The sequence below is a fragment of the Chelatococcus asaccharovorans genome (assembly GCF_003201475.1).
Classification (GTDB): domain Bacteria; phylum Pseudomonadota; class Alphaproteobacteria; order Rhizobiales; family Beijerinckiaceae; genus Chelatococcus; species Chelatococcus asaccharovorans.
Genome location: NZ_QJJK01000007.1, coordinates 232,751 through 256,897, shown reverse-complemented (window position 1 = coordinate 256,897; position 24,147 = coordinate 232,751). Strand labels below are relative to the sequence as shown.

Here is a 24,147-nt window from a genome sequence, read left to right as displayed (position 1 = left end):
AGAAACAAGGCCAAGGACGAACCCTCTGCATTGTCTTGTATATGAGACATTGTGTCTGTATTATAGACACAATAGAGACATGCCCCCTTCATTGCAAGGCTGAGGATAAGGCCCTCGGCAAGATAAAAGGCTCAATCCAAAGCAGCACTCGCCAAGGCAGCACTCGCAGGATGTCGTCATCTTTTCCTCGGGGGACCCGCGTGACCCATGAAACGCAGCGATCAACCGGCATCGGCCGGGCGATCGATATTCTGGACTATCTCAATCGCAGGCGCAGCCCGGTCGGCATCGGCGATCTCGCCCGCGCGCTCAAGGCGCCGCGCTCGTCCATCTACAGCATCGTCGGACGGCTTGCGGAAGCGGAGATCCTCCAGCTCGACCGGGACAACAATGTCTTCTTCGGCCGTGCCGTCTATCTCTATGGCGATGCCTATCTCGCCTCGCAGCCGCTTGTGCGGCTTGGGCGCGACGAGGTCATCAGGCTGTCTCGAGAAACCGGGGAGACGACGCAGCTGTGCATGCTCGTCGCCGCGAAATACACCGTCGCCTTCATGCATCCGGGCGCCAGCCTGTTCCGGATCAGTTCGGAAGCCGGCGTTCTCGTGCCTATCCCCTGGACGGCGTCAGGCCGGCTCCTTCTCGGCGGCATGAGCGACCGCGAGATCGAAGACCTGATACCGAGGGAGGACTATGTGCTGCCGAACGGCGCGGTCATCGATCCCGCCCAGTTCATCCGCGAAGTCAGGGACGCCTGCGCCGGCAATGTCATGGAGACGACAGGCCTGTCGGACCCCTATACGACCTGTCTCGCCTCCGCCATCTTCGACCACATGCGGATGCCCGTTGCCACCATCTGTTTCATGGTTCCGGCGAATACGCCCGACAGCCGCAAGCAGGACCTGCTCCAGCACCTCAAGCAAAGCGCAGACAAGGTCTCGCTATCGCTCCTGACCGCATCGCGACAGGCAGGCATCGCCGGCGCGAGCGATGCAGCCTGATCACTCTTCAGGTTGCGGTCTCCTGGACATGTCATGCCCGGCTCGGCTGGCCCGAGGCGGGATCGCCGATCCAACCCATCGGAAGCCGGCGCCCGGCGCATCGCGGCCGCCCGCGACCATAGGGGCGGAGTGCCGAAGCGATCGTGGGCGCGATCATGGGCGCGTGTCTGGAATGTGAGCGCGCCGGGCATGGCCATCGTGGCGTGCGCTCATTACAATAAACTGACGTCAATCGCATTTTCCACGGAATGGAACAGGAGAGCCAAGGCCATAATGAGCGGATCGGCACCATCATCAGACATCCCCGTGGCACCAGCCTTCACGTCCCATCGCTATGCGGTGGGCGATGCGACCATCTGGGCCGTCTTCGACGGACGAAATCCGATTCCTCTTGCGGACGGCTTCGTGCGAAATGCGCCCCGGGCGGATGTCAGCGCCGCGCTGGTGGCCGCCGGCGGTGATCCCGATATCGTGCCGATCACCTTCACGCCCATCGTGATCGAGAGCGGCGCGCGGCGCATCGTGATCGATACCGGCATCGGCGAGGCCAATATCGAAGCGAGCGGCGGCAAATCCGGCTGGTTCCAGACGAATCTGGCGGCCGCCGGCATCGACCGTCGCGAGATCGACACGGTCATCATTTCCCATTTCCATGGCGACCATATCAACGGCCTCCTGACCCGCGACGGCCATCGCGCCTTCCCCAATGCCGCGATCCACGTGCCGCGGGTGGAATGGGATTTCTGGATGGATGACGCCCGGATGGCGGCCGCACCGCACGACCGCGCCAAGGCTGCCTTCGCCAATGCGCGGCGCGTGTTCGACGCCTTGAACCGGCAGGTCACCCCCTTTGACTGGGACGACGAGGTGGTGCCTGGCGTCACGGCCGTCGGCACGCCGGGTCACACGCCGGGCCATACCTCTTTCCGGGTGACGTTCGGCGGCGAGGCCGTCTTCGTTCAGTCAGACGTCACCAACCTGCCAGCATTGTTTGCGCGCCACCCGCATTGGCAGGCGATCTTCGACTTCGACCCTGAAATGGCCGTCACCACCCGTTTGAGGATCTACGAGATGCTCGCGGCCGAGGACATCCGCGTGCAGGGCTTCCACTATCCTTTCCCCGGCCTCGCGCGCATCAAGAAGCTTGCCGACGGCTTCCTGGCTGTGCCTGTCGACGGCTGAGAGTACTTTTCTGCTGTGCGCTGTCGAGCGCCGTCGAACGGAGTTCTAGATGGTCCCAGGACGTGATCCCAGGACGCGAGGCGGCCGTTGTCCGGGCACGGCCGCCTCGCGCTCCGCCACCCATCATCCCCCGATTTGGATGTCGGCCCCATTGCTCCAGAGGTGCTCGACGCCCGTCTTGAGGCCTTTCACCCGTTTGTCATAGACGGTGATCACCGAAGGCGTGACGATGTCGAGCGTCGGCAGGTCCTGCACGACCAGCTTCTGGAATGCGTTGAAGAGTTCGCGGCGCTTCTTCGGATCGACCTCGACAGCCGCGGCTTCCAGCAGGCGGTCGACCTCCGGGTTCACGTATCGGGACCCGTTGCTAAAGGGCACGCCGACCTTGAAATTCTTCGACCAATAGAGGCGCTGGATTCCGACCGTCGGGTCGTACAGATTGCTCATACCCTCGATAGCGATGTCGAAATCGCGGTCCGTGAAGATGCGCTTCACGAAGGTGGCAAAATCCTGCGTGCGCAGTTCCACCTTGATGCCGACCTTGGCCAGTGCCTGGGCGAAATACTCAGCAGTCTGCTTGGGAGGACCGGAGGGCTGGGTCGGATCGATATAGAGCTTAAAGCGGAAGCCGTCAGCGCCGCGCGCGTAACCCGCCTCGTCGAGAAGCTTTTCCGCCTTGACCGGATCGAAGGCATATTTCGGCAGGTCTGGCGTGTAGAACTTCGCAAGGTCAGGGCTCACGGGCCCGTCGAGCCGCGTCGCATAGCCGAGATAGATGGTGCTGACGATGAAGTCCTTGTCGACCGCATGGGCGATCGCATGGCGCACCCGGATATCGGCGAGATACGTGTTCTCGAGGTTGAATTCCGCACGAGCGATGCTCGGTGAATAAGGTGGCGGATCCGTATCGACGACGAGGTTCGGGTTGGCCTTCAGGCGGTCGATATCCGTGAGCGGAAGATTGGCGATTGAGACCTGCACCTCACCGGCCTCGATGGCGGCGACCGCCGCGGCCGGGTCGATGATGAAGCGGAAGATGATCTGATCGAGGTAAGGTTTTGGAGAACCCCAATATCTGTCATTGCGCTCGAAGATCGCATGGCTGCCGCGCACCCATTCGACGAATTTGTAGGGACCCGTGCCGACGGGTGCAACATTGTGCGGGTTTTCGGCGATCTTCGTTCCCGCATAGAGGTGTTTTGGCACCATCGGCGCCTCGAAGCTTGCAAAAGCGCTCAGCAGATAGGGCGCTGGCTTGGACAGAACGAGTTCCACCTCATGCCGATTGAGGACATTCACCTGTTCCACAGAGGCGAAGGTGGCGCGGCCGCGCGGATGGTTCTCCTTCAAGGCGAGGATGGAGAACGCGACGTCCTCGGCGGTAAAATCCTTGCCATCGTGCCATGTGACGCCCTCGCGTAGCTTGAACCGATAGTGCAGGCCGTCCTCGCTCACCTCCCATGCGGTCGCCAGAAGCGGTTGCGGATTAAAATCCGTGTCGTAGGTCAGGAGGCTCTCCGTCGCCTTGCCGCTGATGTAGTAGGCGGCGCCGGCGGTGTGGGCGATCAGTACGAGAACCGGCGGCTCGGTGCCAATATTAATAGAGACGCTCCCGCCGCGCGGCTTCTCCTCAGCGGCACCGGAGACACCGGAAAACGCGGCCAGGGCGGCGAACGCCACGGTGGACGTCAGAACGGCGCGACGCGTCGACACCAGGGCACCGGAATTTTTTGTCGTCATTGGATTATTCCCAAGGATTGTCCCCAAGCGGTCTCATCGCCGCTGGCGGAAGGGCCGGATTTCATGAATGCCCATGCGCGGGCGACGCTCTATTGAGACGGTCGATAGTCCGTCAGGCGACGCGCTGCGGACGAGCCAGCGGGACGACGTCCGCCGACGCGGAGCCCGAGCGCGGTACGCGCCCTTCGACCGGATGGCCCGGATCGGTGAAGCCCGGGGTCGACGGATGGCCTGTCGCAACCAGCCGATCGACCAGCGCCTCGTCATCCGCGTCGAGTTTCACATCGAGCGCCCTGATATAGGCGTCCCACTGGTCCTCGGTGCGGGGGCCGGCAATTGCCGAGGTGACGAGTCGGTTGTTGAGCACCCAGGCGAGAGCGAAATCGGCCGCCGCAATGCCTTTTCCTTCGGCATGCGTGGCGATCTGCTTGGCGATGGCGATCGATTCGTCGCGGAACTCCACGTCGTGCATGCGCTTGTCGCCACGGCCGGCGCGGGTGTCGGCGGCTGGTGCCTCGCCAAGATTGTACTTGCCGGTCAGCACGCCGCGCGCCAACGGGCTGTAGGAGACGACGCCGAGGCCGTAGGCGGCCGCTGCCGGCAGTTGCTCGGCCTCCGCCGTGCGGTTGACGATGTTGTAGAGCGGCTGGCTGGCGATCGGCCTGTCGATGCCGAGCTGGTCGGCGAGATGCGAGACTTCCGCGATCCGCCAGCCGCGAAAATTCGAGACGCCGAAATAGCGGAGTTTGCCGAGTTTGATGAGGTCCGCGATCGCCCGCATGGGTTCCTCGAGCGGAGCGTCGAAGACAGCGCGGTGAAAATAGAGGATATCGATATAGTCGGTGCCGAGGTTGCGCAGCGAATTCTCGACCGTCTGGTAGACCCATTTGCGGGAATAACCGCCAAGGTTCGGCCCCGGCGTGTGCGAGTTCACGAATTTGGTCGCCACCACCCAATGGTCGCGGTTCTTCCTGATGCCGCGGCCGACCACCTCTTCGGATTTACCGTCGTGATAGACATCGGCAGTGTCGATGAAATTGATGCCCTGCTCGCGCGCCTTGTCGATGATGCGGAAGGCGACGTCGTCCGGCGTCTGGTTACCGAACATCATGGCTCCCAGCGTCAAAGGCGACACCTTGAGGGCGCTGCGGCCCAGATAGCGATACTCAACCATGTGTGAACTCCTCGTCATTCAGTTGGTTCGTCCGCGAAATGGCACGCCACATGATGGCCGGGTGCCACAGGACGGAATTCGGGTTCCTGCGTGCGGCAGAGATTCGTCGCGAGTGGGCATCGGGTATGGAAGCGACAGCCCGGCGGAATGTGGCTCGGGCTCGGCAGGTCGCCCCCGAGCGGGGCCGCATGGCGCCGGCGCGAGGGATCGGGCACCGCCGCCATCATGGCCCGCGTATAGGGATGGCGCGGATCAGACCAGAGCGTCGCATTGTCGGCGCTTTCGACGATCCGCCCGAGGTACATGACCATGACCCGGTCGGCAAAGTAGCGCACCACCGAGAGATCGTGACTGATGAAAAGATAGGAAAGGCCGAATTCCTTCTTCATCGCCACGAGCAGATTGAGGATTTGCGCCTGGATGGAGAGGTCGAGGGCGGAAACCGGCTCGTCGCAGACGATCAGTTCAGGATTCAGCAGCAGGGCGCGGGCAATGCCGATGCGCTGCCGCTGACCGCCGGAAAATTCGTGCGGATAACGGCTGACCGAATCGGCCGGCAGCCCGACCTTGGCAACGATGTCGGCAACCCTGCGCCGCCGCTCGGCCCGGTCACCGGCCTTGTGCACCACGAGCGGCGCCTCCAGGATCTCGCCGATCGCGTGCCGCGGATTGAGCGAGGCGAAAGGATCTTGGAAGATCATCTGGACCGACTTGCGCACGGTTCGCAGCCGCCGCTGGTCCAGCATGGTGATGTCCTCGCCTTTGAACACGATCCTGCCGTCGGTCGGATCGACGAGGCGGAGCACCGTCTTGCCGAGGGTGGACTTGCCGCAGCCGCTTTCCCCGACGAGAGCCACCGTCTCGCCGCGCTCGACGACGAGGTCCACCCCATCGACCGCACGCAGGAGCCCGTCCCGGCTCTTGTAATGGGTCTTAAGGTCAGAGACTGAAAGCAGCGGCATGGGGCATGGCCTCGACGGGGACGGTGAAGGGGCACGCCACCAGGCGCTCCGGCGCCGGAACGGTGAGCGGCGGCATGTGATGGCCGCAGCTTGCGCGCGCCTCGGCGCAGCGCGGCCGGAAGGGGCAGCCCGTCTCGCCGCCCGCCGAGACGATCGAGCCCGGGATTTCGGAGAGCGCGCCGTCCCGATAGTGGAAATCGTTCTTCAACCGGGGCGAGGCGGCCAGCAGGCCACGCGTATAGGGATGCAGAGGGTTGTCGAACAGATCACCCGGCAGCGCCTCCTCCACCTTGCGGCCGGCATACATGACGACAACCTTGTCGGCCCATTGCGCCACCACGCCGAGATCGTGGGTGATGAGGACGACGGCCATCCGCAGTTCGCACCTCAGCGTGTCGAGCAGATCGAGCACCTGCGCCTGGATGGTAACGTCGAGCGCCGTGGTCGGCTCGTCGGCGATCAGCAGCTTTGGCTTGCAGGCGACGGCCATCGCGATCATGACGCGCTGGCGCATGCCACCCGACAACTGATGCGGATAATCGTCCACCCGCTTTTCTGCCGCCGGGATGCGGACCAGCTCCAGGAGCTCGATGGCCCGCGCCCGCGCTGCCCGCCCCGTCAGTCTTTCATGCACCCTGAGCACTTCGCCAATCTGCCGGCCGATCGTCATGACCGGATTCAGGCTGTTCATCGGCTCCTGGAAGATCATGCCGATATCGCGCCCGCGCAGGTGCCGCATTCCGCGCGCATCGAGCTTGATGAGATCGCGGCCGTCGAATGCGATCCGGCCGCTCGCAATTTGTGCGCCGCGCGGCAGGAGCCGCATCAGCGCCAAGGCGGTCAGCGATTTTCCCGAGCCGGATTCGCCGACGATCGCCAGAGTCTCCCCCTCGCCCGCCTCGAAGGAAAGATTGCGGACCGGCTCGGCGCGCGGAAAACGGATGGTGAGATTTTCGACCTGGAGAAGCGGGGCCATGGGTCTACCCCTCCTGCGAGAAGCGGGGGTTGAGAGCGTCGTTCAGGCCATCGCCGATCAGGTTGAGCGCCAGCACCGTGACGACGATGGCAAGCCCCGGCAGCGCCGTCAGATACCAGGCGGTACGCACGAGCTCACGACCCGTACCGATCATCGAGCCCCAGCTCACCACGTTCGGATCGCCGAGCCCCATGAAGGACAGCGCCGATTCCATCAGGATGGCGGTCGCCACCATGACGGAGGACGTGACGATGATCGGCGGCAGCGCATTCGGCAGGATCTCACTGAAGATGATGCGCCTATGGCCGTAGCCGAGACTGCGGGCAGCGACCACGAAGTCCTTCTCGCGGATCGCGCGGAACTCGGCGCGCGTCAGCCGCGCCACCGTCGGCCAGGAGATGATGGCGATCGCCAAGGTTACGGTCGTGGCCGAAGGCCGTGCGATCGCCACCAGCACGACCAGCAGCACGAAGCTCGGGGGTGTCTGGAAGATCTCGATCAGCCGCACCAGCAGGTCGTCGATCCGGCCGCCGAAATAGCCGGCGACCGCGCCGAGCACCACGCCGAACGTAAGACTGAGCGCTGTCGCCACCAGACCGACGAAAAGCGAAATGCGCGCGCCGTGCACGATGCCCGCGAGCACGTCGCGACCAAGCGAATCCGTGCCCAGCGGAAAGGCCGGGTTCTGGCCAGGCCAGAGGAAGGGACGGCCCACCATGGAGAGCGGATCGCCGGGATAGATGACCGGCGCGATCAGGGCGATGAGGATGACGAAGGCCAGGAAGCCCGTGCCGAACAGGGCGTTTGGATTGGACAGGAAGACCTTGAGCGCCCGGCGACCGTTGGTGACCGAGACCGCGGCGCTCTGCTGCGAACGGGCGTCCGGCGCCCGCATGTTGGACCAAGAAGGTGCTTCCGCAGGGGTGGGCGGCGCAGGCTGCTCGGCCGCCTCGACCTGCCGGTCAGTCGCGACGCCGCGCAGGGTTGCGATATCGGTGGTAGACATCAGCGGGCTCCAATACGGGGATCGAGCCAGGCGTGGACGAGATCCACGGCGGCATTGGCGACGATGACGAGAAGCGAGGACAGCAGCAGGATGCCGAGCAGGACGGTGAAATCGCGGCCCATCACCGCCTCGAAGGCAAGCCGCCCGAGCCCCGGCCAGCTATAGACCGTCTCCACCACCACGGCTCCGCCGAGCATGCCGCCGATATGCATACCCGCCATCGTCGTGATCGGGATCAGGGCGTTGCGCAGGATATGCCGCGCCGTGACGCCGAAGGGCGTCAGGCCCTTGGCATAGGCCGTGCGGACGAAATCCTGGTTCTTGACTTCCAACATCGAGGCGCGCGTCAGGCGTGCATAGATCGCCACGTAGAAGAGCGCCAGCGAGGTCGCCGGCAGCACCATGTAGCGCGCCTTGTCCAGAAGCGCGGGCAGGCCCGTCAGGCGCGAGCCGATCGTGCCCGCACCGCCGCTCGGCAGCCAGCCGAGTTTCACCGAGAAGAAGACGATCAGCATGAGGCCGATCCAGAAGCTCGGGATCGAATAAAAGAGCAGCGAGAAGACCGACAGCACGCGGTCCGGAAGGCGCCCGGCAAAGGTCGCCATCAGCGAGCCGAGCACCACGCCGATGAGGATGGCGACCATGAGCGCCACCACCATCAGTGTCAGCGTGCCCGGCAGCCGCTGCGCGATCAGATCGGCGACCGGCATCCCGTAACGCGGCGAGAAGCCGAGGCTGAGCTGCATGAGATTGCTGAGGTAGTGCCCTAATTGCGTGAGCAGGGGATTGTCGAGCCCGAAGCGCGACCGGAGCGCTGCCATGGTCTCCACCGTCGCCGATCCCGCCTCGCCGGCCATGACATCGGCCGCGTCGCCCGGGGCAAGCTGCAGCAGGAAGAAATTCAGAATGACGATCCCGAGCATCGTCGGAACGGCCTGCAGCAGGGTGCGTCTCAGCGTTCGTCCAATTCTCACAAGCGCCGGCATGAACAGGGTCTCTTCGTCGGTGAGTTCTCGGGGGGGCTTGAAGGTCGGCAGGTTCCCGGCGAAGCGCAGGAAAGCCGCGATGCTTCCGATTGCCGCAGCACGGGATGCCGTGATTTTTGATTGTTGACTAATTCTATAGGCTTTGTCAAATATGATTCAGCGAATGCAGCTTGGCAGCCCCGAGATCGGGGAATGGTATTTCCAGTGCCGGCTGCGCCTTGGCTGTCTTATGGAAAACCGCGTCATTGTCGTGCGAAAAATTGATTAAAATTCGATAAATTCAAGATTTATCGAATATTCGCGCGGTTTTATCGCTAGTGGAGGGTCTTAATGACACGTGAGGGCAATATTTCGCAAATCTGGTACACGAGATGTCCGGTCCCGACGCCGGTTGGGCTTTCAGTACAGCTCGGCCTTCTCGAAGATTCATTCTCTAAACAGGGAATCACCCTCAACTCGATCATCGACAGCAAGGACCGAAACATCCGGTCGAGTCATTTCAATCACCACCTCGACTATTCCTTCCGCCATGGCGGCAACGTGCCGCCGATCCGCGCACGCTCCGAGGGCAGTCGGACCCGACTGGTCGGCATCACCTGGACCGATGAGTTCCAGGCGATCATCACTTTGCCGGACAGCGGCATCGCGACGACGAAGGATCTCGCCGGCCGGCGTTTCGGCATCGCCCGCCGCCCGCCCGGCATCGTCGATTTCATGGCTGCGACGGCGCTGAAGGGCCTCGTCTCGGCATTGTCGTTGGAGGGGCTCACCCCTGACGACGTCGAGATCGTCGACATCCCGCTGCCCGACTCGGTGCTCGACGATCGCGAGGGACCGCAGCTTTACGGCCTGCGTAACCGCCAGGCCTATGGGCCGGAAATGGCTGCTCTTCTGCGCGGTGAGGTGGATGCCATCTACGTGAAGGGAACGCCGGGCATCAGCATCGCCAATCTCTTCGCCACCCGGACAGTGGTGGAGTTCGGCTTCCATCCCGATCCGAAGATCCGCGTCAATTCCGGCTCGCCGCGCCTCCTCACCGTCGATGAACGACTGGCGGAGGAGAGGCCAGACCTCGTCGCGACGCTGATCGAGACGCTGAAGCGGACGAGTGACTGGGCGCAGACGCATGCCGACGAGGTGCGCCGCTTCGTTGCCCGCGAGGTGGGGGCCTCAGAAGAAGTGGTCGCCGCGGCCAACGGGCCGGACCTCCACAGGCATCTCGGCATCGGGCTCGAGGCGGAGCTGGTCGACGCGGTCGGCCATTACAAGGACTTTCTGCACGAATGGGGCTTCCTCGCGGGCAGTTTCGACATCGAAACCTGGATCGACCGCCGCCCCTGGGCGCTGATCGAGACCCGCGCCGTCGCCTGACCGGAGAATTTCATGACCCTTTCGACCGACTTTTCGACGGTGATCGCCAAAGCCGAGGAACTGGGACAACGTTTCGCGCTGACCGCCCGGCATTACGACGAGACCGGCGAATTCCCCTTCGCCAATTTCGACGCGCTTTACGAGACCGGTCTGCTGGGGCTTGTCACCTCGGTCGAGCATGGGGGTCGCGGCGGCGGGCTGACCGAAGCGCTGGCGGTCGTTTCCGCCGTTGCCCGCGGCGAGCCGTCGACCGCGCTGGTGCTCGCGATGCATTACAGTCAGCATTATGCGATCCGCGCCTCGGGCCAATGGCCGACGCATCTCGTGGACCGCGTCACCCGGGCCAACCGGGAAGGCGTCGCCCTGCTCAACGCCGCGCAGGTAGAGCCGCGCGTCGGCTCGCCTTCACACGGAATGCTGCCGGATACCATTGCCCGCCGGGCGGGCGACGTGTGGCGCATTTCCGGCCGTAAGACTTATGCGACCGGCATTCCGCTCTTGCGCTGGGTGTCCGTACTCGCCGTCACCGATGAGCCGGAACCGCGGCTCGGCTCCTTCCTCGTGCCGACATCGGCCGACGGTCTCCGGGTCGAGAAGACCTGGAACGCCACCGGCATGCGCGCCACGAACAGCGACGATCTGATCCTAGACGCGGTCGCCATTCCGCTGGAGGACGCGCTCGACCTCGCACCGGCCAAGGAAGGTCTGAAGCGCGACGAGCGGGCGAGCGCCTGGTATTTCAGCCTCGTTCCGGCGGTTTATGACGGCGCGGCGCGCGGCGCCCGCGACTGGCTCACCGAATTCGTGACGACCCGGGCGCCCGCCAGCCTCGGCGCGCCGCTTTCGACCGTAGCCCGCATTCAGGACGGGCTTGGACAGATCGAGGTCTGGCTGGCGGCCAACCGCCGGCTGCTGCGTTCGATCGCCGAGGATTTCGATTCCGGCCGGCCGTTCAGCCCCGATGAGGCGGCGGTCAAGCACACGGTCATCGAAAACGCCATCGCCGTCACCACGCTGGCGCTGGAGCTCGGCGGTAATCCCGGCATCAGCCGCGACAATCCGCTGGAGCGGCATCACCGCGATGCACTGTGCGGCAAGGCACACGCGCCGCAGAACAATCTCGTCCGAACCATACTCGCGAGGGCAGCGCTCGGCCGTCATGCGGCGAAACCCGCCGTTTCGCTGGAGCCCGTTCCGGTGCGCCCTCATCCGCAACCCCGCCTCGCCGTCGTCGGCGGGTAGCCAAAGAGATCGGCGATGGCCACCCCTCTCTCCTCTGTTTGGTACACGCGCTGCCCCGCGCCGACGCCGCTCTCGATCGCCCACCAGCTCGGATGGATAGACCGGCAGTTCCGTGCCGCGGGCGTTTCGGTTCGCTCGATCCGCGACAGCAAGGACCCGGCGATCCGCCAGAGCCATTTCACGCACGCCCTCGACTATTCCTTCCGGCAGGGCGGCAATATCCCGCCGATCTGGGCGCGCTCCGGTGGGCGCGAGACCCGCGTGGTCGGCATCACCACCACCGACGAATTCCAGGCGATCATCGCTCTGCCTTCCTCCGGCATCCGGACGGGCGCGGGCCTCAAGGGCCGACGCCTCGGAGTGCCGCGGAAGCCCGTTGAAAAGATTGTCGATTTCCAGCGCGCCACGGCGCTGAAGGGCATCGTGTCCGCTCTCTCCCTCGAGGGGCTGACGCATGACGATGTCGAACTCGTCTATCTCGACAGCGCGGAGGCCAACCTCATCGAAAGAGGCAACGCAGTCTTCCTCGGCCTGAAGCGCCGCTACCCCTATGGCGACGAACTTCTGGCGCTGGCGCGCGGCGAGATCGACGCATTTTTCGTCAAGGGTGCGGAAGGCGTCGTTCTGGCCAACCAGATCGGCGCCGTCGTCGTGTCGGACTTCGGCTTCCACCCGGACGCGAAGATCCGCATCAACAATGGTACGCCGCGCCCGCTGACGGTCGACGCCCGCTTCCTCGACGAACACTTCGACCGGGTCGTCGATCTGGTCGCCACCGTCGGGCAGGTCGCCGGCTGGGCGGAGACGAACCCGGACGATGCGGTGCGCCTTATCGCCAACGAGATCGGCGTCGGCGAGGATGCGATCTGGGCCGCCAACGGACCGGACATCCACAGGCATCTGACCCTTTCGCTCGACGACGACCAGATCGAAGCCTTCGACCATTTCAAGCGCTTCCTGCTCGAATGGGGTTTCATCACGGCGGATTTCGACGTGTTTTCCTGGATCGACCGCAGGCCGCTCGAGGCCGCAACCCGACGAGCGGTCGCATGAGCCCTGCTCCGATCCTTGTCACAGGCGCCACCGGCACACTCGGCCAGCTCGTCGTCAAACGGTTGATCGCACTCGATCGTCCGGTGCGGGTCTTCACGCGCCGGCCGGATGCCGCGCGCAAACACTTCGGCGCCGCGGTCCAGATCGCCGTTGGGGAATTCGCCGACCGCACGTCGCTGGATGCGGCGCTGCGCGGCATCGACCGCCTTCTTCTGCTGTCGCCGATCAGCGAACGTCTCGCGGCCGATCAGATCGCCGTCGCCGATGCGGCAGCGACGGCGGGCGTGCGTCGCATCGTGAAGATCTCCGGCTCGGACTGGACGATTGAGCCGGCCGGCAGTTCCATCTCGGGAGACGCCCATGCCGCCATCGAGCGGCATCTCCGCACGCTTTCGCTCGAAAAGGTCTGGCTGCGTCCCAACGCCTGGATGCAGGTGTCGCTCGCCAACACGATCCGTCAAGTGCAGGCCGGCAACCCCATCATCGCGGCCAATCCCGACGCCGGTATCGGCTACATCGACGCCCGCGACATCGCCGATGTCGCCGTCCACCAGCTCATGGCCGACGCACTCGCCGGCGAGATGCTGAACCTCACCGGTCCCGAGGTCGTCGCCGCCCGCCAGGTCGCCGCTCTTCTCTCTTCCGCCTTCGAACGGCCGGTCGCGGCGATCGCCAGGCCGCTGGTCGCGGCCGCCGCGGAGGCCGATTTCGAGCACCGCGCCGTCGCGCAATTCACGGCGCTGATCGCCGCCGGGCGCGCCGCGGTAACGACCGATGTCGTGGCCACCCTCACCGGCCGAGCGCCGCGGGACATCCAGACTTTCATTGCCGAACATCTCGCCGCCGAGGCGGCCCTTGCCGGGTAGACATCCATGAGCATTCCTTTCGTCGACATCGCCATCATCGGCGGGGGGCCTGGCGGCCTTGCGCTCGCCCAGGGGCTGCAGAAGAACGGCATAGACACCGCGGTCTTCGAGCGCGATCCGGTACGCGCCGACTACGTGCAGGGTTTTCGCCTGAGGTTGCGGCAGCGCGGCATCGACGCGCTCGAGGCCAATCTGCCGCCATATCTGTTCGAGGCGTTCCTTGCGACGCTCGGACGGGCGCCGGCGGAAACGCTGACGCTGGACGAGACCTTCGCGCGGATCGACGCGCCCGAATTGGCGAATGCGGAGCCCGAGGACACCCATATCGAGAAATCCGCGAGCCGCATCACGCTGAGGCAGATCCTGCTCGCCGGCCTCGAGGACATCGTCCACACCGACAAGACCTTCGCACACTACGAGAACCAGCAGGACGGCACGGTGATCGCCCATTTCACCGATGGCTCGGCCGTGCGGTGCAACCTTCTGGTCGGCGCCGACGGCGCGGGTTCGGCCGTGCGCCGGCAACGGCTGCCTGGCCTGGAGAGCGTCGATACCGGCGTTCGCAGGGTCGCAGGCAAGATCACGCTTTCCGAAGCGGAACGGCATGGCATCTCCCCGCTGCTCACCGATTTCAACGTCAATATCCTGCCGCATGACGGCCGCCGCATGATGATCACGAGCCATAGGGTCGATCCGGACGCTTCTGCCCGCTACGGCAGCATCGGGGCGGGAGACCCGACGCATCGCGATATTCCGGGTTTCCACTTCGACAATACGACCAGCTACACGTGGTGGAACACCGCCTACGAACGCGGCGAGCTGGGGCCGGACGAGGACATCGAAAGGCTCGACGGAGCCGAACTGCTTCAGGTCCTGCTGTCAAGGGTCGGTCATTGGGACGAGCGCATCCTGGCGCTCATCCGCCACACCGATCCCTCGACGGTGGGGCTGCTGAAGGTCAAGACGTCAACGCCCGGCGCTGTCTGGGAAACCGGCCCGGTCACCCTGCTCGGCGATTCCATCCATGCAATGACCTATTTTCGTGCACTCGGATGTAACACCGCGCTCCACGACACCGGCCTGCTCGTTCCGGAGCTCGTCAAGGCGCGTCGACGCGACAAGCCGCTTCTCGCCGCCGTCCACGACTATGAGGTCGCGATGCGCGCGCACGGCTACGAGGCCGTTCGTTCCTCGCTGACCGCCCTTGAGCGCAACCTCGCCGGCAGCCGGCCGCTGGCGGCTGCGGCCGCGCGATAAACCGGGATTGGCCATCATGTCCATCGTCGTCTTCGGCGCCTCCGGCAATATCGGCGGCAACATCCTCAAAGAAGCCTTGGCGCGAGGCTATCGCGTCACCGGCGTCACCCGTTCGCGCGATCTCGATCCCGCCGCGGGGCTCACCGCTCTCAAGGCCGACATCGCCGATGCAGGGGACGTCGCGAAGATCGTCGCGGGGCACGACGCGGTCGTCAGTGCCTACAGTCCCGGCCTGCGCCGCTATTCGGCAGAACACGCCGCGGACCTGATCCGCAAGGCCCACGAGGCGCTGTTTGCGGGCGTCGCGCGGGCGGGCGTCCGGCGCATCATCATCGTCGGTGGCGTCGGGAGCCTGGAGGCGAGCCCTGGCGTGGATGTGGTCGACAGTGATTTCTACCCCGTCGAACACAAGGCCCATACGCTGCGCAACCGTGAGATCCTGCGCAGCCTGAGACGCGGCGAACACGACCTAGACTGGACCTATGTCTCCCCGCCGCTGAACATCGAACCCGGCGCGCGCACCGGAACCTACCGACTCGGCGAGAACCAGCTCCTGCGCGACGCGGCTGGCGAAAGCCGGATTTCCGAGGCCGACTTCGCGATCGCGATCCTCGACGAACTCGACAAGGGGCAGTTCATCCGCCGGCGTTTCACCGCGGCCTATTAACCGGCCGTCGCGCCTCTTTTGAACCCAGGACACCAGACGCATGACCAGCCCCGCGCGAAAACTTAACCTCAATGTCGGCATCAACACGACCGGCTATCTGCCGGCGGCCTGGAAATACCGCACCGGCACGCGCCAGGAGATCACCGATCCCGGCTATTATCGCCGGCTGACCGAGCTCGCCCATAAGGGCCTGTTCGACGCCGTGTTCCTGTCGGATCACCCCGCGTTGATGACCGATCCGAAGGGGCGGCCCTTCCATACGATCGATCCCCTGATGCTCTCCACCGGCCTCGCGGCGCAGGTGCCGGATATCGGCTTCGTCGCGACGATGACCTCGACCTACAATTCGCCCTACAACTTCGCGCGGCGCACCCAGTCAGCGGATATCATCGCGGGGGGACGAATGATCATCAACATCGTCTCGTCGTTCAACCCGAGCGTCTCCGCCAATTTCGGCGCCGCGCCCCTGCCGCCGCGCAGCGAACGTTACGCCAAGGCGCTCGAATTCCTCGATGTCGCGAAGAAGCTCTGGGCGAGCTGGGACTGGGCTCGCGAGGGCGAGGTTCCGGAAGATCGCTTCTGGGACGCGTCGAGCGCGGCGCCGATCGACCATGACGGCCCCTATTTCACCGTCAAAGGACCGCTCAACGTGCCGCGCGGCCCGCAGGGCCATCCTGTGCTGGCGCAGGCGGGCGCCTCCGAGGGCGGCATCGACCTGGCCGCCCGCCATGGCGAGATCATATACTGCAACATCCTGTCCAGGCCGGCAGGCCGGGCCTTCGGCAGGAAGGTCAGGGATCGGGCCGTCTCCTTCGGGCGCGACCCATCCGGTATCCGCATCGTCCCCGGCCTCGTCGTCATCCTCGGCGAAAGCCGCGAGGAGGCCCTCCGCAAGCACGAGCTGTTCAGCGGCACGGGCTCCGAGGATGGGCTGATCGCCCGCTTCGTGAGGGAAAACGGGATCGATCCGGACGGATTCGACCCCGACGCCGTGCTGGATGCCGAACGCTTCATACCCGATCCGAACAGGCAGCAGGCCGTCGGCATGGGACTAGGGCTCGCCGATCTCCTCACACATGAGACGCTGACGGCGCGACAGGCGGTGCGCCGTTCGGAAGGCCATCATCGGCTCCTTCTCGGTACGCCCGAGGAGGTTGCCGAGGCCATCATCGATCTCTGGGCCGACGGTACTGTGGACGGCTACACGCTGCAGCCGCCGCGCGCGCCGGACGACATCGCGGACTTCGTCGCGAAAGTCGTCCCGATCCTGCAGGATCGGGGCGTCTACCGGACGCGCTATGAGGAGGCGACGGTTCGCGACCGCTATGGACTGCCCTACCCCGCCTGACGAGGTCCCATTTCGGTTCCGTTCAGGTGAGACCGAGAGAATGCGTATGCTCGACCTTCGGCGGCGCCGCGAAATGCGGGCCGACGAGGCGGCGCCATTCCTGGAAGTCGCTGGATTCGCGGAAATGAACCATGTGGTCCTCAAGCGTCGCCCAGCCGACGACGAGGCGGTAAACATTCGGCCGCTCGATCGTGCGCTGCAGGTCGAAGCTCACGAAGCCCTTCGCCCGCTGGAACAAGGGCACCGCCATCTTGGCAGCAGCCTCGAAAGCTTCTTCGTCGCCGGGCTTGATCTCCAGTTCAGCCATCTCGAAAATCATGCGTCACAACTCCATGCTTGGCGGCCCATGTCCGCGCCTGTCTCACAGACGACACTCGGCACGCAGGGCCTCCTGCATAGCCTATCGTTGGGAAGGGATCGAGCCAGACGTCACGCCAACAAGCCGGTCGTCGTCCAGACGCGGGGATCGATCGCCGCGCCCGCTCCCAGGCAGTCATAGACGGCATCCGGGCGGAAGGCATAGCGCGCTTCGATCGCGGGCGTCAGTGCGACCCCGATGCCGGGTGCGGTCGGGGCGGACAGACAGCCATCGGCGATCGACAGCGGCGCGGCCAGCATGGCGTCGCGAAGGGGAAAGCGTGGCATCGGCCATTCGGCGAGCCGCGCGCCACCGGCGAAGGCGGCCGTATAGTTCGCGCCGAGGCAGGCAGCCCCGCCCCAGTTGTGCACCACCGTCTCGCAGCCGGCACGGCGCGCGGCGGCGAAGACCTCCATGGTTGCGCCAATGCCGCCCAGCACCGTGGCGTCCGGCTGGACAAGATCGTAAAGGCCGGCGGCCACGCGCCGGCACAGCTCGTCGGGAGTCGTCACGATTTCGCCGCCCGCGATCCTGGTGGCGAGCCTGCCGCGCAGGAGCCGATAGGACTCGATGTCTGCCGGGCCAAGCGCCTCCTCCAGAAAGGCGATGCGGCGCGAGGTTCTTGCGTGCACCGCCTCGACGAAAGTGACGACGTCGCTCACCGTCTGCGCCGGGTTGGCGAGGTTCTGCGTCATGTCGATGGCGACCGCGACACCCGCCTCGCCCGCCCGTTCCAGGGTCCAGACGGCTTTGTCGACCTCCTCGCGGCGCGCGCGGATCTTGAACAGCGTGATGCCTTTGGCGGCCAGGAGGTCGATTTCGCCCTGCATGGCGGCGGGCGTCGTGGAATCGCCACCACTGCCGTAAAGCGCAATATGGTCGACGGTTCGACCACCGAAGAGGTCCATTGCCGGCACACCCAACCGCTTGGCCTTGGCGTCCACCAGCGCAATCTCGAAAGCCGAGATGACATGACGCGCGGCCCCCGTGAGGCTCCAGTAGTCGGTCATCCGCCTGAGATCGATGAGACGCGCGCTGATGGCATCCCCCTCCCGCCCGATGACGGCGGGCGCCAGGAGCTTGACGATCTCGGCAAAGACGAGCGGGGCGAACACCGCGAGATAGCCCTCACCAAGACCTTTCGAGCCATCGTCGAAGGCGATTTCGACCATGCCGACCGTGCGGAAGCCCGACGCCAGGTGCCGCCGGCGTTCGAGGTTGTCCGCATCGGCATAGGGCGCGCTGAGGAGGACGGGACGGACGGACTGGACGACGGGCATCAGATGAAGAGCTCCGGCACGGCCTCTCGGGCGATGGGACCCAGACGCCGGGCTTCACCGGCATCGATGAAGCGATAGGGCCGACGCAGCCGCGTGCCGACCGGCGCCCAGTCGCCGATCGCGGCGAGAAGCTTGTCGAGCGCCGCGTTGGAATAGCCGTGGTCGCGGCGGAACGGCCAGATGTGCGTGTCGATAAAGGCTTGAAGGCGCGCCTCAACGTCGAGGCAGGCGGCGATATCGGTCGCCATCAGATCGGTCCAGCGTTGCGCGCCGCGCGGGTTGAGGCAGGCGACGTTGGAGAACGCCCCCGCCGCGACCCCTTCGCGCATGCCGGTGGCCAGATGATGCCCAGGCACGAACAGCGAGATGCCTGCGAGATGCGCGCGTGCCGCCGCATACCAGGCCGCGTCGCCGTCGCCGAGCTTGACGGCCTCGACCGTCGGCGCGCGCGCCAGCACCCACTGCAATTCAGGCGGTGTCAGCACGCGCTTGGCATGCGGGGGATTATAGAGAACCAAAGGCACGCCGTCGGCCGCGTGTGCGGCCAGATCGAGAAAATCGACGGCCTCGCCATCGGTCAGCGGCCACCAGTCCGGCAGGATGATCTGGATGGCACGCGGCTTGAGCGCGGCCGCACGGGCGACGCGCTGACGCGTCACCATCGGGTCGGAATGGCAGGCGCCGATAACGAAGGGCATGCCGGCGGACGCGCAGGCCGCGGCAAGCGTCGCCTGCACGCGGTCGTATTCCGCTTCCGTCTGGTTGTGGAATTCCCCCGCCGTGCCATTGGAGTAGATGCCGTCGACCTGCGCGTCGATCAGCACGTCGATTTCGGCCTTGAGGCTGCCGAAAGCGATGCTGTCGTCATCGGCAATCGGCAATAGCAGGGTCGCCCAGTTGCCACGAAGCCGCGCGCGCATCGCCGCCTCCCTCAGGGCTTGCGGATGGCAGCGAACGGCCGGCCGCGCTTGAGCACGCCGCGTTCAAGAAAGATCTTGGTGATCTCCTCCTCGGCGTCCTTAAACACCTGCGAATTGCGGCCCTCGAGACCGCGCGGGCGCGCAATATCGATGTCGATGACGCGATCGATGCGCCCGGGGCGCGGCGACATGATCACCACACGGTCCGACAACAGCACCGCCTCGTCGATCGAGTGCGTGATGAACACCACTGTCTTGCCCGTGGCGAGCCACAGCTCCTCGAGATCGACGCGCACCTGCTCGCGCGTCAGCGCGTCGAGTGCACCGAGCGGCTCGTCCATCAGGAGGAGCGAGGGATCGTGGATCAGCGCCCGCGCGATCGAGGCGCGCTGCTGCATGCCGCCGGACAACTGGCGCGGATAGGCATCCTCGAAGCCGCTGAGGCCCACGGCCGCCAAAAGGTCTATGGCGCGATCGCGGTAAGCCGCCGGGTCGAGCCCACGCAGCTCCGGCTGGAGCAGCAGGTTGTCGATGACGCTGCGCCATTCCAGAAGCACCGGCTTCTGGAAGACGATGCCGACATCGGTGATGGGCCGGTCGACCACCCTGCCCGCGACGGAGATCGCGCCGCCGGAGGTCGGCATCAGGCCGGCGATCAGCCTGAGCAACGTGCTCTTGCCGCAGCCCGACGGGCCGACGATCGAGACGAACTCGCCCCGGCCAATCGTCAGGTCGATGTCGAGGAGCGCCTCGACGCGGCGCCCCTCGCTGTCGAAGATCTTCGAGACACCCTTGATGACGATGCCGCCGTCCTGCGTGCCTGAGGCAAGCGTTGCTGCTGCTGTCATCCCGCGCTCCGCTATCCCGTGAGGTGCGTTGGTGTCAGCGCCCTTGCGCCCGAAGATCGCAACGTTGCTCATTGGGGAACGAACTCATTGGTATAGAAGGCTGTCAACGGCTTGTCGGTCTTGATCCCGCGATACTCCTTCTGGACATCGAGGGTCATCTGCCAGTCCTTCTCGGCGCCGAAGCCGAGCGGCTTGTCCTTGTTGTTGTCCGAACGCAGCGCGCTGATGACGTCTGCCAGCTGCTTGCGGAAGGCGGCTTCCGAACTCGTCGGCTTGACCGCGAGACATGCCTTCACGACGTCGTCCGGGTTCTTGATCGCGTGGTCCCAGGCCCGCTGCGTCACCGCGATGAAGCGTTTCACCAGATCCGGGTTCTTGTTGATGAGATCGGTCGTGGTCGCCACCGACGAGACGATCGTGTTCACCCCGAGCTCGGGATAGGTCACGGCGAAATATTTGAAGCCGCGCGCCTCAAGATCCGGCACGCCATCGAGGCCGATGAGGATACCATCGACCTGCCCGCTCATCAGCGTCGCATATTGCGCGGCCGGGTCGACGGTCAGGATCTTCACGTCCTCGGGCTTCATCTTGTTGGCGGCAAGCACCGCCTGGAACATCTGCAGCGCGCCGGAACCGGCGAGCGTCACATATTGCTTGCCCTTGAGATCGGCGGCGGTCTTGATCGGCTTGTCAGCCGGCGAAACGACCGCGAGCAGGCTCTTGTTGATGAGGCTGTAGACCGTCTTCACGGGGAGCCCGCGGGCCACACCGGCGATCACAACCGCCGGATCGACCAGACCGAAGGTATCCGTCCCGGCGGCGACGAGTTGCGCCGTGTCGGCCGAGCCACGCCCCTCGCCGATCTCCTTGATCTCGATGCCGGCTTCCTTGAACCATCCCTTGTCGCGGGCCATATGCCATGGGCAGTGCCAGCCATTGAGGATCGTATTCAGACGCAGGCTGACCTGATCAGCGGCCTGTGCATTTGCAGCCGTGAGCATCAAGCCGGCAGCAGCACAGACTAGGGCCGTGATTTTCGATGATTTTTTTGTCGATGACATGACCATTTCCTCCCGGATTGTTATACGCGCTGTTCGTATTCTTGAATCGGCGTCGAACGACGCCCAAATTTCTCATCCTGCCCGCTTCGTGGGCCTGGTCTGACAGCGCCGCGACATAGCGCACAGCGTCCTTTGGGCAGGCTCAGGCGTTCATGGGAACGGGGTCACGCTGCGACACGTGCCAGGGAATCGTGAAGCGCTCGATCGCTTCGACGATGTAGTAGACGACGATGCCGACGAGGCTGATGACGAAGACGCCTGCAAAGACCATCGGCGTGTCGAGCTCGCCGCGCCATTCGAGCAGGAGGTAGCCAAGTCCGCGGTCCGAGGCGATGAACTCCGCGACGACCGCGCCGGTTGAGGCGAGCGCGACGCCGACCTTCAGGCCGGTGAAGATCTGCGGCAACGCCTGCGGCAGCTTGATCTTGCGGAACATCGTCCAGGTTGAGGTGCCGGTGGAGCGCGCGAGATCCATAATGTCCGGGTCGACCGCGCGGAAACCGGCAACGGCGCTGAGCGTGATCGGAAAGAAGGCGAGCAGGAAGACCAGCATGGTCTTCGGCGTGTAGCCGAAGCCGAACCAGACGATGAACAACGGCGCGATGGCGATCTTCGGGATCACCTGGAAGACGAGCATGATCGGCTCGACCGTGTCCTCGACGACGCGCGAGGAGACGATGGCAAGGGCGAGCGGGATCGAGACGACGATGGCGATGAGATAACCGCCCAGCATCACCGATGTGGTGATCCAGGTTGCCGCCAAGGTGCGCTGCCATTGCCCGAGGAAGGCCGTGAAGACCTGCGAGGGCGGCGGCAGCAGGTAGTCCGGAATCGCCAGCAGGCGCGGCGCCAGCTCCCAGGCGACCAGGATGACCACGAGCGTCATCAGCACGAGCTTGCGCCGCTTGAGGAAGGCCAGCAGCGCGTTCGGCTTGGGCGGAACGGCCTGCTGAACGGCTCCGCCCTGTGCGGCGGCGCCCCCCGCGCGCGTCTCGACGGATGAGGGTGAAGAGACCTGTCCCGCGGATTGCCCTGTCATGCGCCCTTCCCTGTCGGATGCCGCGCCATGCGCGCCACGACCGCAGCCCGCTGGGCCTGTCGCGTCACATGGTCGTCGTGCGCTCCTCGCGATCGTTCCAGATCTTTTCTCTTGGTTTTGGTATAACACCTTGACGGCATGATGGTGTCAAGGGCAGACTGAACGAACTTTGCAAGAGGATTTGCAAGGGGAATTGCAAGAGGGCCGGTGAACAGGGCCCAAGGTCTGGGAAACGCAGGCAGAAGGGGCACAGAGTTGCATCAGGATGTGGCGCAGCTGTTCGATTTGAGCGGCCAGGTCGCGCTGGTGACGGGCGGCGCGAGCAAGCTCGGCCTCGATGCGGCTGATATCCTGGCGGCCGCCGGCTGCGCGGTTGCGGTGACCTCCCGCGATCCCGAGAAGGCTCAACGGTCGGCCGCCGCGATCGCCGATCGCTATGGGGTCAAGACCTTCGGCGTCGGGCTGGATCAGAGCCGTTTCGCGCCGGTGCGTGATGCGGTCGCCGCCGTCGCAGACTGGTCCGGCGGCCGTCTCGACATCCTCGTCAACAACAGTGGGGGCGGATCGGGCGGCAGCGTCGCGCGCCTGTTCGAGCGCGACCCGGACGACATCGACGCCCTTATCCGCACCAATCTCACCGGCGTCATCTACTGCTGCCGCGAGGCCGGGCGCCTCATGGCGGAGCGCCGCTCCGGCCGCATCATTTCCATCGCCTCGATCGCCGCCTACGTCGGGCGTGACCGCGCGGTCTATGATCGCAACGGCCTTGCCGGCCAACCGGTGGACTACGCCGCCGCCAAGGCCGGCATCCTCGGGATGACGCGCGATCTCGCCGCCTATCTCGCGCCGATGGGGATTACCGTCAACGCAATCTCACCGGGCGGCTTCGAGCGGCCCGACATGCCGCTGGGCTTCGTTGCGGACTATTCCCGGCTCACCGCGCTGGGCCGTATGGGCCGCGACGGCTTCGATCTGAAAGGCGCCATCCTGTTTCTGGCCTCGCCCGCCTCGGGCTATGTCACGGGCCAGGACATCCTGGTCGACGGGGGCTTCACGCTATGGAAATAGGGGTGGCATGAGCACATCCGATCAGAAGCTCGGCCCCATCGCGCGGCGCAAGCTGTCCGACGAGGTCGTGCAGCGGCTCGAGGCCGCGATCCGCGACGGCACGTTTCCACCGGGATCGCCGCTGCCCTCCGAACGCGAACTGATGACGTTGTTCGGGGTCGGCCGCCCCTCGATTCGCGAGGCGCTCTACGCCCTGCAGCGCATCGGCCTGGTCCGGCTGGCCACCGGCGAGCGACCGCGCGTCACCGAGCCCACCGCACGGCAGGTCCTGCGCGAACTCGACAGCACGGTGCGCCACTGGCTGGAGCAAGCCGGCGCTTTGCGGCATTTCGAGCAGGTCCGCCTTTTCCTGGAAATGGGCCTCGTTCGCCACGCCTCAACCCATGCCACCGATCAGCAGATCGCGCAGCTGCGCGCCGCCTTGGAGCGCAACGAGGCCGAAATCGGCAATGCGCGCGAATTCGCACTGACGGATGCCGCCTTCCACCGCGTCCTCGCGGAGATGCCAGGCAACCCGGTCTTCGTCGCCATGCACGATGCGGCCGTCGAGTGGATCATCGGCCAGCGCCCGCCGATCGCCGACCCCGAGACCAACAACCGCATGAGCTACGCGGGTCACCTCGCGGTCTTCAATGCCATCGCAGCGCGCGACGCCGAGGCCGCCGCCGAGGCCATGCGCCGGCATCTCGAGGAAGCCTACAATCGTTATGCCCGCAACTGAGCCGCTCGGCCGGGGCAGAGATTA

23 protein-coding genes are annotated in these 24,147 nt (G+C 65.2%); 11 read left to right on the top strand and 12 right to left on the bottom strand.

Features of this window, described 5'->3' with window-relative positions; all coding sequences use genetic code 11:
• Window positions 1–200 precede the first annotated feature (200 nt).
• Both C7450_RS17960 and C7450_RS17955 read left to right on the top strand, forming a co-directional pair.
• On the top strand, window positions 201–998 hold the full coding sequence (locus C7450_RS17960) for an IclR family transcriptional regulator (RefSeq protein ID WP_170147297.1): 798 nt from the start codon (window positions 201–203) through the stop codon (window positions 996–998).
• Between the two features lie 273 nt (window positions 999–1,271).
• Complete coding sequence (locus C7450_RS17955; protein WP_170147296.1) at window positions 1,272–2,180, top strand: MBL fold metallo-hydrolase; 909 nt, start codon at window positions 1,272–1,274, stop codon at window positions 2,178–2,180.
• Between the two features lie 123 nt (window positions 2,181–2,303).
• Here C7450_RS17955 and C7450_RS17950 read toward each other — a convergent pair whose 3' ends face one another.
• From C7450_RS17950 to C7450_RS17925, 6 genes are all read right to left on the bottom strand, one after another.
• A complete protein-coding gene (locus C7450_RS17950) occupies window positions 2,304–3,920 on the bottom strand; it encodes an ABC transporter substrate-binding protein (RefSeq protein WP_110375823.1) in 1,617 nt (538 codons plus the stop codon).
• Between the two features lie 112 nt (window positions 3,921–4,032).
• Entirely contained in the window at window positions 4,033–5,094 is a 1,062-nt protein-coding gene (locus C7450_RS17945) for an aldo/keto reductase (RefSeq protein ID WP_110375822.1), read from the bottom strand.
• Between the two features lie 14 nt (window positions 5,095–5,108).
• A complete protein-coding gene (locus C7450_RS17940; protein ID WP_110375821.1) occupies window positions 5,109–6,056 on the bottom strand; it encodes an ABC transporter ATP-binding protein in 948 nt (315 codons plus the stop codon).
• Window positions 6,034–7,032 (bottom strand): ABC transporter ATP-binding protein, encoded by a 999-nt coding sequence (locus C7450_RS17935; protein ID WP_110375820.1) that lies wholly within the window; start codon window positions 7,030–7,032, stop codon window positions 6,034–6,036. The genes C7450_RS17940 and C7450_RS17935 overlap by 23 nt, the downstream gene beginning before the upstream one ends.
• Window positions 7,033–7,036: 4 nt before the next feature.
• Window positions 7,037–8,038, bottom strand: a complete 1,002-nt coding sequence (locus C7450_RS17930; protein WP_110375819.1) for an ABC transporter permease — start codon at window positions 8,036–8,038, stop codon at window positions 7,037–7,039.
• The gene (locus tag C7450_RS17925; RefSeq protein WP_110375818.1) at window positions 8,038–9,024 is read right to left on the bottom strand and encodes an ABC transporter permease; all 987 of its coding nucleotides are present in this window, start codon (window positions 9,022–9,024) and stop codon (window positions 8,038–8,040) included. Before C7450_RS17925 ends, C7450_RS17930 begins: the two co-directional genes overlap by 1 nt.
• A gap of 330 nt (window positions 9,025–9,354) precedes the next feature.
• Between C7450_RS17925 and C7450_RS17920 the strand changes: the two genes are divergently transcribed.
• From C7450_RS17920 to C7450_RS17890, 7 genes are read left to right on the top strand one after another with little or no spacing between them, the layout of a single operon-like run.
• Complete coding sequence (locus tag C7450_RS17920) at window positions 9,355–10,395, top strand: ABC transporter substrate-binding protein (RefSeq protein WP_110375817.1); 1,041 nt, start codon at window positions 9,355–9,357, stop codon at window positions 10,393–10,395.
• A gap of 12 nt (window positions 10,396–10,407) precedes the next feature.
• Window positions 10,408–11,637: an acyl-CoA dehydrogenase family protein gene (locus tag C7450_RS17915; protein WP_110375816.1), complete on the top strand. Its 1,230-nt coding sequence runs from the start codon at window positions 10,408–10,410 to the stop codon at window positions 11,635–11,637.
• A gap of 15 nt (window positions 11,638–11,652) precedes the next feature.
• A complete protein-coding gene (locus C7450_RS17910) occupies window positions 11,653–12,690 on the top strand; it encodes an ABC transporter substrate-binding protein (protein ID WP_110375815.1) in 1,038 nt (345 codons plus the stop codon).
• Window positions 12,687–13,556: an NmrA family NAD(P)-binding protein gene (locus C7450_RS17905; RefSeq protein WP_110375814.1), complete on the top strand. Its 870-nt coding sequence runs from the start codon at window positions 12,687–12,689 to the stop codon at window positions 13,554–13,556. Before C7450_RS17910 ends, C7450_RS17905 begins: the two co-directional genes overlap by 4 nt.
• A gap of 6 nt (window positions 13,557–13,562) precedes the next feature.
• A complete protein-coding gene (locus tag C7450_RS17900) occupies window positions 13,563–14,813 on the top strand; it encodes an FAD-dependent oxidoreductase (protein WP_110375813.1) in 1,251 nt (416 codons plus the stop codon).
• Between the two features lie 16 nt (window positions 14,814–14,829).
• On the top strand, window positions 14,830–15,480 hold the full coding sequence (locus tag C7450_RS17895) for an NAD(P)-dependent oxidoreductase (protein WP_110375995.1): 651 nt from the start codon (window positions 14,830–14,832) through the stop codon (window positions 15,478–15,480).
• 40 nt (window positions 15,481–15,520) lie between these two features.
• Entirely contained in the window at window positions 15,521–16,828 is a 1,308-nt protein-coding gene (locus tag C7450_RS17890) for an NtaA/DmoA family FMN-dependent monooxygenase (RefSeq protein ID WP_110375812.1), read from the top strand.
• Window positions 16,829–16,850: 22 nt separating this feature from the next.
• Here C7450_RS17890 and C7450_RS17885 read toward each other — a convergent pair whose 3' ends face one another.
• The 6 genes from C7450_RS17885 to C7450_RS17860 all read right to left on the bottom strand — a co-directional run bounded on the left by C7450_RS17885 (window position 16,851) and on the right by C7450_RS17860 (window position 22,334).
• On the bottom strand, window positions 16,851–17,147 hold the full coding sequence (locus C7450_RS17885; RefSeq protein WP_110375811.1) for an antibiotic biosynthesis monooxygenase family protein: 297 nt from the start codon (window positions 17,145–17,147) through the stop codon (window positions 16,851–16,853).
• 110 nt (window positions 17,148–17,257) lie between these two features.
• A complete protein-coding gene (locus tag C7450_RS17880; RefSeq protein ID WP_110375810.1) occupies window positions 17,258–18,466 on the bottom strand; it encodes an enolase C-terminal domain-like protein in 1,209 nt (402 codons plus the stop codon).
• Window positions 18,466–19,386 (bottom strand): dihydrodipicolinate synthase family protein, encoded by a 921-nt coding sequence (locus C7450_RS17875; RefSeq protein WP_110375809.1) that lies wholly within the window; start codon window positions 19,384–19,386, stop codon window positions 18,466–18,468. The genes C7450_RS17880 and C7450_RS17875 overlap by 1 nt, the downstream gene beginning before the upstream one ends.
• An 11-nt stretch (window positions 19,387–19,397) precedes the next feature.
• A complete protein-coding gene (locus tag C7450_RS17870; RefSeq protein WP_110375994.1) occupies window positions 19,398–20,234 on the bottom strand; it encodes an ABC transporter ATP-binding protein in 837 nt (278 codons plus the stop codon).
• A gap of 68 nt (window positions 20,235–20,302) precedes the next feature.
• Window positions 20,303–21,295: an ABC transporter substrate-binding protein gene (locus C7450_RS17865; protein WP_170147295.1), complete on the bottom strand. Its 993-nt coding sequence runs from the start codon at window positions 21,293–21,295 to the stop codon at window positions 20,303–20,305.
• A gap of 142 nt (window positions 21,296–21,437) precedes the next feature.
• Complete coding sequence (locus C7450_RS17860; RefSeq protein ID WP_210206475.1) at window positions 21,438–22,334, bottom strand: ABC transporter permease; 897 nt, start codon at window positions 22,332–22,334, stop codon at window positions 21,438–21,440.
• Between the two features lie 255 nt (window positions 22,335–22,589).
• Here C7450_RS17860 and C7450_RS17855 point away from each other — a divergent pair, with 255 nt between their 5' ends.
• The gene (locus C7450_RS17855; protein WP_170147294.1) at window positions 22,590–23,402 is read left to right on the top strand and encodes an SDR family NAD(P)-dependent oxidoreductase; all 813 of its coding nucleotides are present in this window, start codon (window positions 22,590–22,592) and stop codon (window positions 23,400–23,402) included.
• 7 nt (window positions 23,403–23,409) lie between these two features.
• Window positions 23,410–24,123, top strand: a complete 714-nt coding sequence (gene nanR / locus C7450_RS17850; RefSeq protein ID WP_110375806.1) for a transcriptional regulator NanR — start codon at window positions 23,410–23,412, stop codon at window positions 24,121–24,123.
• Window positions 24,124–24,147: the final 24 nt, after the last annotated feature.

What these genes read in the sequence shown, in the direction of transcription:
- C7450_RS17955 (WP_170147296.1), top strand. Translation starts at nt 1,272, where the DNA reads ATGAGCGGATCGGCACCATCATCAGACATCCCCGTGGCACCAGCCTTC.
- C7450_RS17950 (WP_110375823.1), bottom strand. Translation starts at nt 3,920, where the DNA reads ATGACGACAAAAAATTCCGGTGCCCTGGTGTCGACGCGTCGCGCCGTT.
- C7450_RS17945 (WP_110375822.1), bottom strand. Translation starts at nt 5,094, where the DNA reads ATGGTTGAGTATCGCTATCTGGGCCGCAGCGCCCTCAAGGTGTCGCCT.
- C7450_RS17940 (WP_110375821.1), bottom strand. Translation starts at nt 6,056, where the DNA reads ATGCCGCTGCTTTCAGTCTCTGACCTTAAGACCCATTACAAGAGCCGG.
- C7450_RS17935 (WP_110375820.1), bottom strand. Translation starts at nt 7,032, where the DNA reads ATGGCCCCGCTTCTCCAGGTCGAAAATCTCACCATCCGTTTTCCGCGC.
- C7450_RS17930 (WP_110375819.1), bottom strand. Translation starts at nt 8,038, where the DNA reads ATGTCTACCACCGATATCGCAACCCTGCGCGGCGTCGCGACTGACCGG.
- C7450_RS17925 (WP_110375818.1), bottom strand. Translation starts at nt 9,024, where the DNA reads ATGCCGGCGCTTGTGAGAATTGGACGAACGCTGAGACGCACCCTGCTG.
- C7450_RS17920 (WP_110375817.1), top strand. Translation starts at nt 9,355, where the DNA reads ATGACACGTGAGGGCAATATTTCGCAAATCTGGTACACGAGATGTCCG.
- C7450_RS17915 (WP_110375816.1), top strand. Translation starts at nt 10,408, where the DNA reads ATGACCCTTTCGACCGACTTTTCGACGGTGATCGCCAAAGCCGAGGAA.
- C7450_RS17910 (WP_110375815.1), top strand. Translation starts at nt 11,653, where the DNA reads ATGGCCACCCCTCTCTCCTCTGTTTGGTACACGCGCTGCCCCGCGCCG.
- C7450_RS17905 (WP_110375814.1), top strand. Translation starts at nt 12,687, where the DNA reads ATGAGCCCTGCTCCGATCCTTGTCACAGGCGCCACCGGCACACTCGGC.
- C7450_RS17900 (WP_110375813.1), top strand. Translation starts at nt 13,563, where the DNA reads ATGAGCATTCCTTTCGTCGACATCGCCATCATCGGCGGGGGGCCTGGC.
- C7450_RS17895 (WP_110375995.1), top strand. Translation starts at nt 14,830, where the DNA reads ATGTCCATCGTCGTCTTCGGCGCCTCCGGCAATATCGGCGGCAACATC.
- C7450_RS17890 (WP_110375812.1), top strand. Translation starts at nt 15,521, where the DNA reads ATGACCAGCCCCGCGCGAAAACTTAACCTCAATGTCGGCATCAACACG.
- C7450_RS17885 (WP_110375811.1), bottom strand. Translation starts at nt 17,147, where the DNA reads ATGATTTTCGAGATGGCTGAACTGGAGATCAAGCCCGGCGACGAAGAA.
- C7450_RS17880 (WP_110375810.1), bottom strand. Translation starts at nt 18,466, where the DNA reads ATGCCCGTCGTCCAGTCCGTCCGTCCCGTCCTCCTCAGCGCGCCCTAT.
- C7450_RS17875 (WP_110375809.1), bottom strand. Translation starts at nt 19,386, where the DNA reads ATGCGCGCGCGGCTTCGTGGCAACTGGGCGACCCTGCTATTGCCGATT.
- C7450_RS17870 (WP_110375994.1), bottom strand. Translation starts at nt 20,234, where the DNA reads ATGACAGCAGCAGCAACGCTTGCCTCAGGCACGCAGGACGGCGGCATC.
- C7450_RS17865 (WP_170147295.1), bottom strand. Translation starts at nt 21,295, where the DNA reads ATGTCATCGACAAAAAAATCATCGAAAATCACGGCCCTAGTCTGTGCT.
- C7450_RS17860 (WP_210206475.1), bottom strand. Translation starts at nt 22,334, where the DNA reads ATGACAGGGCAATCCGCGGGACAGGTCTCTTCACCCTCATCCGTCGAG.
- nanR (WP_110375806.1), top strand. Translation starts at nt 23,410, where the DNA reads ATGAGCACATCCGATCAGAAGCTCGGCCCCATCGCGCGGCGCAAGCTG.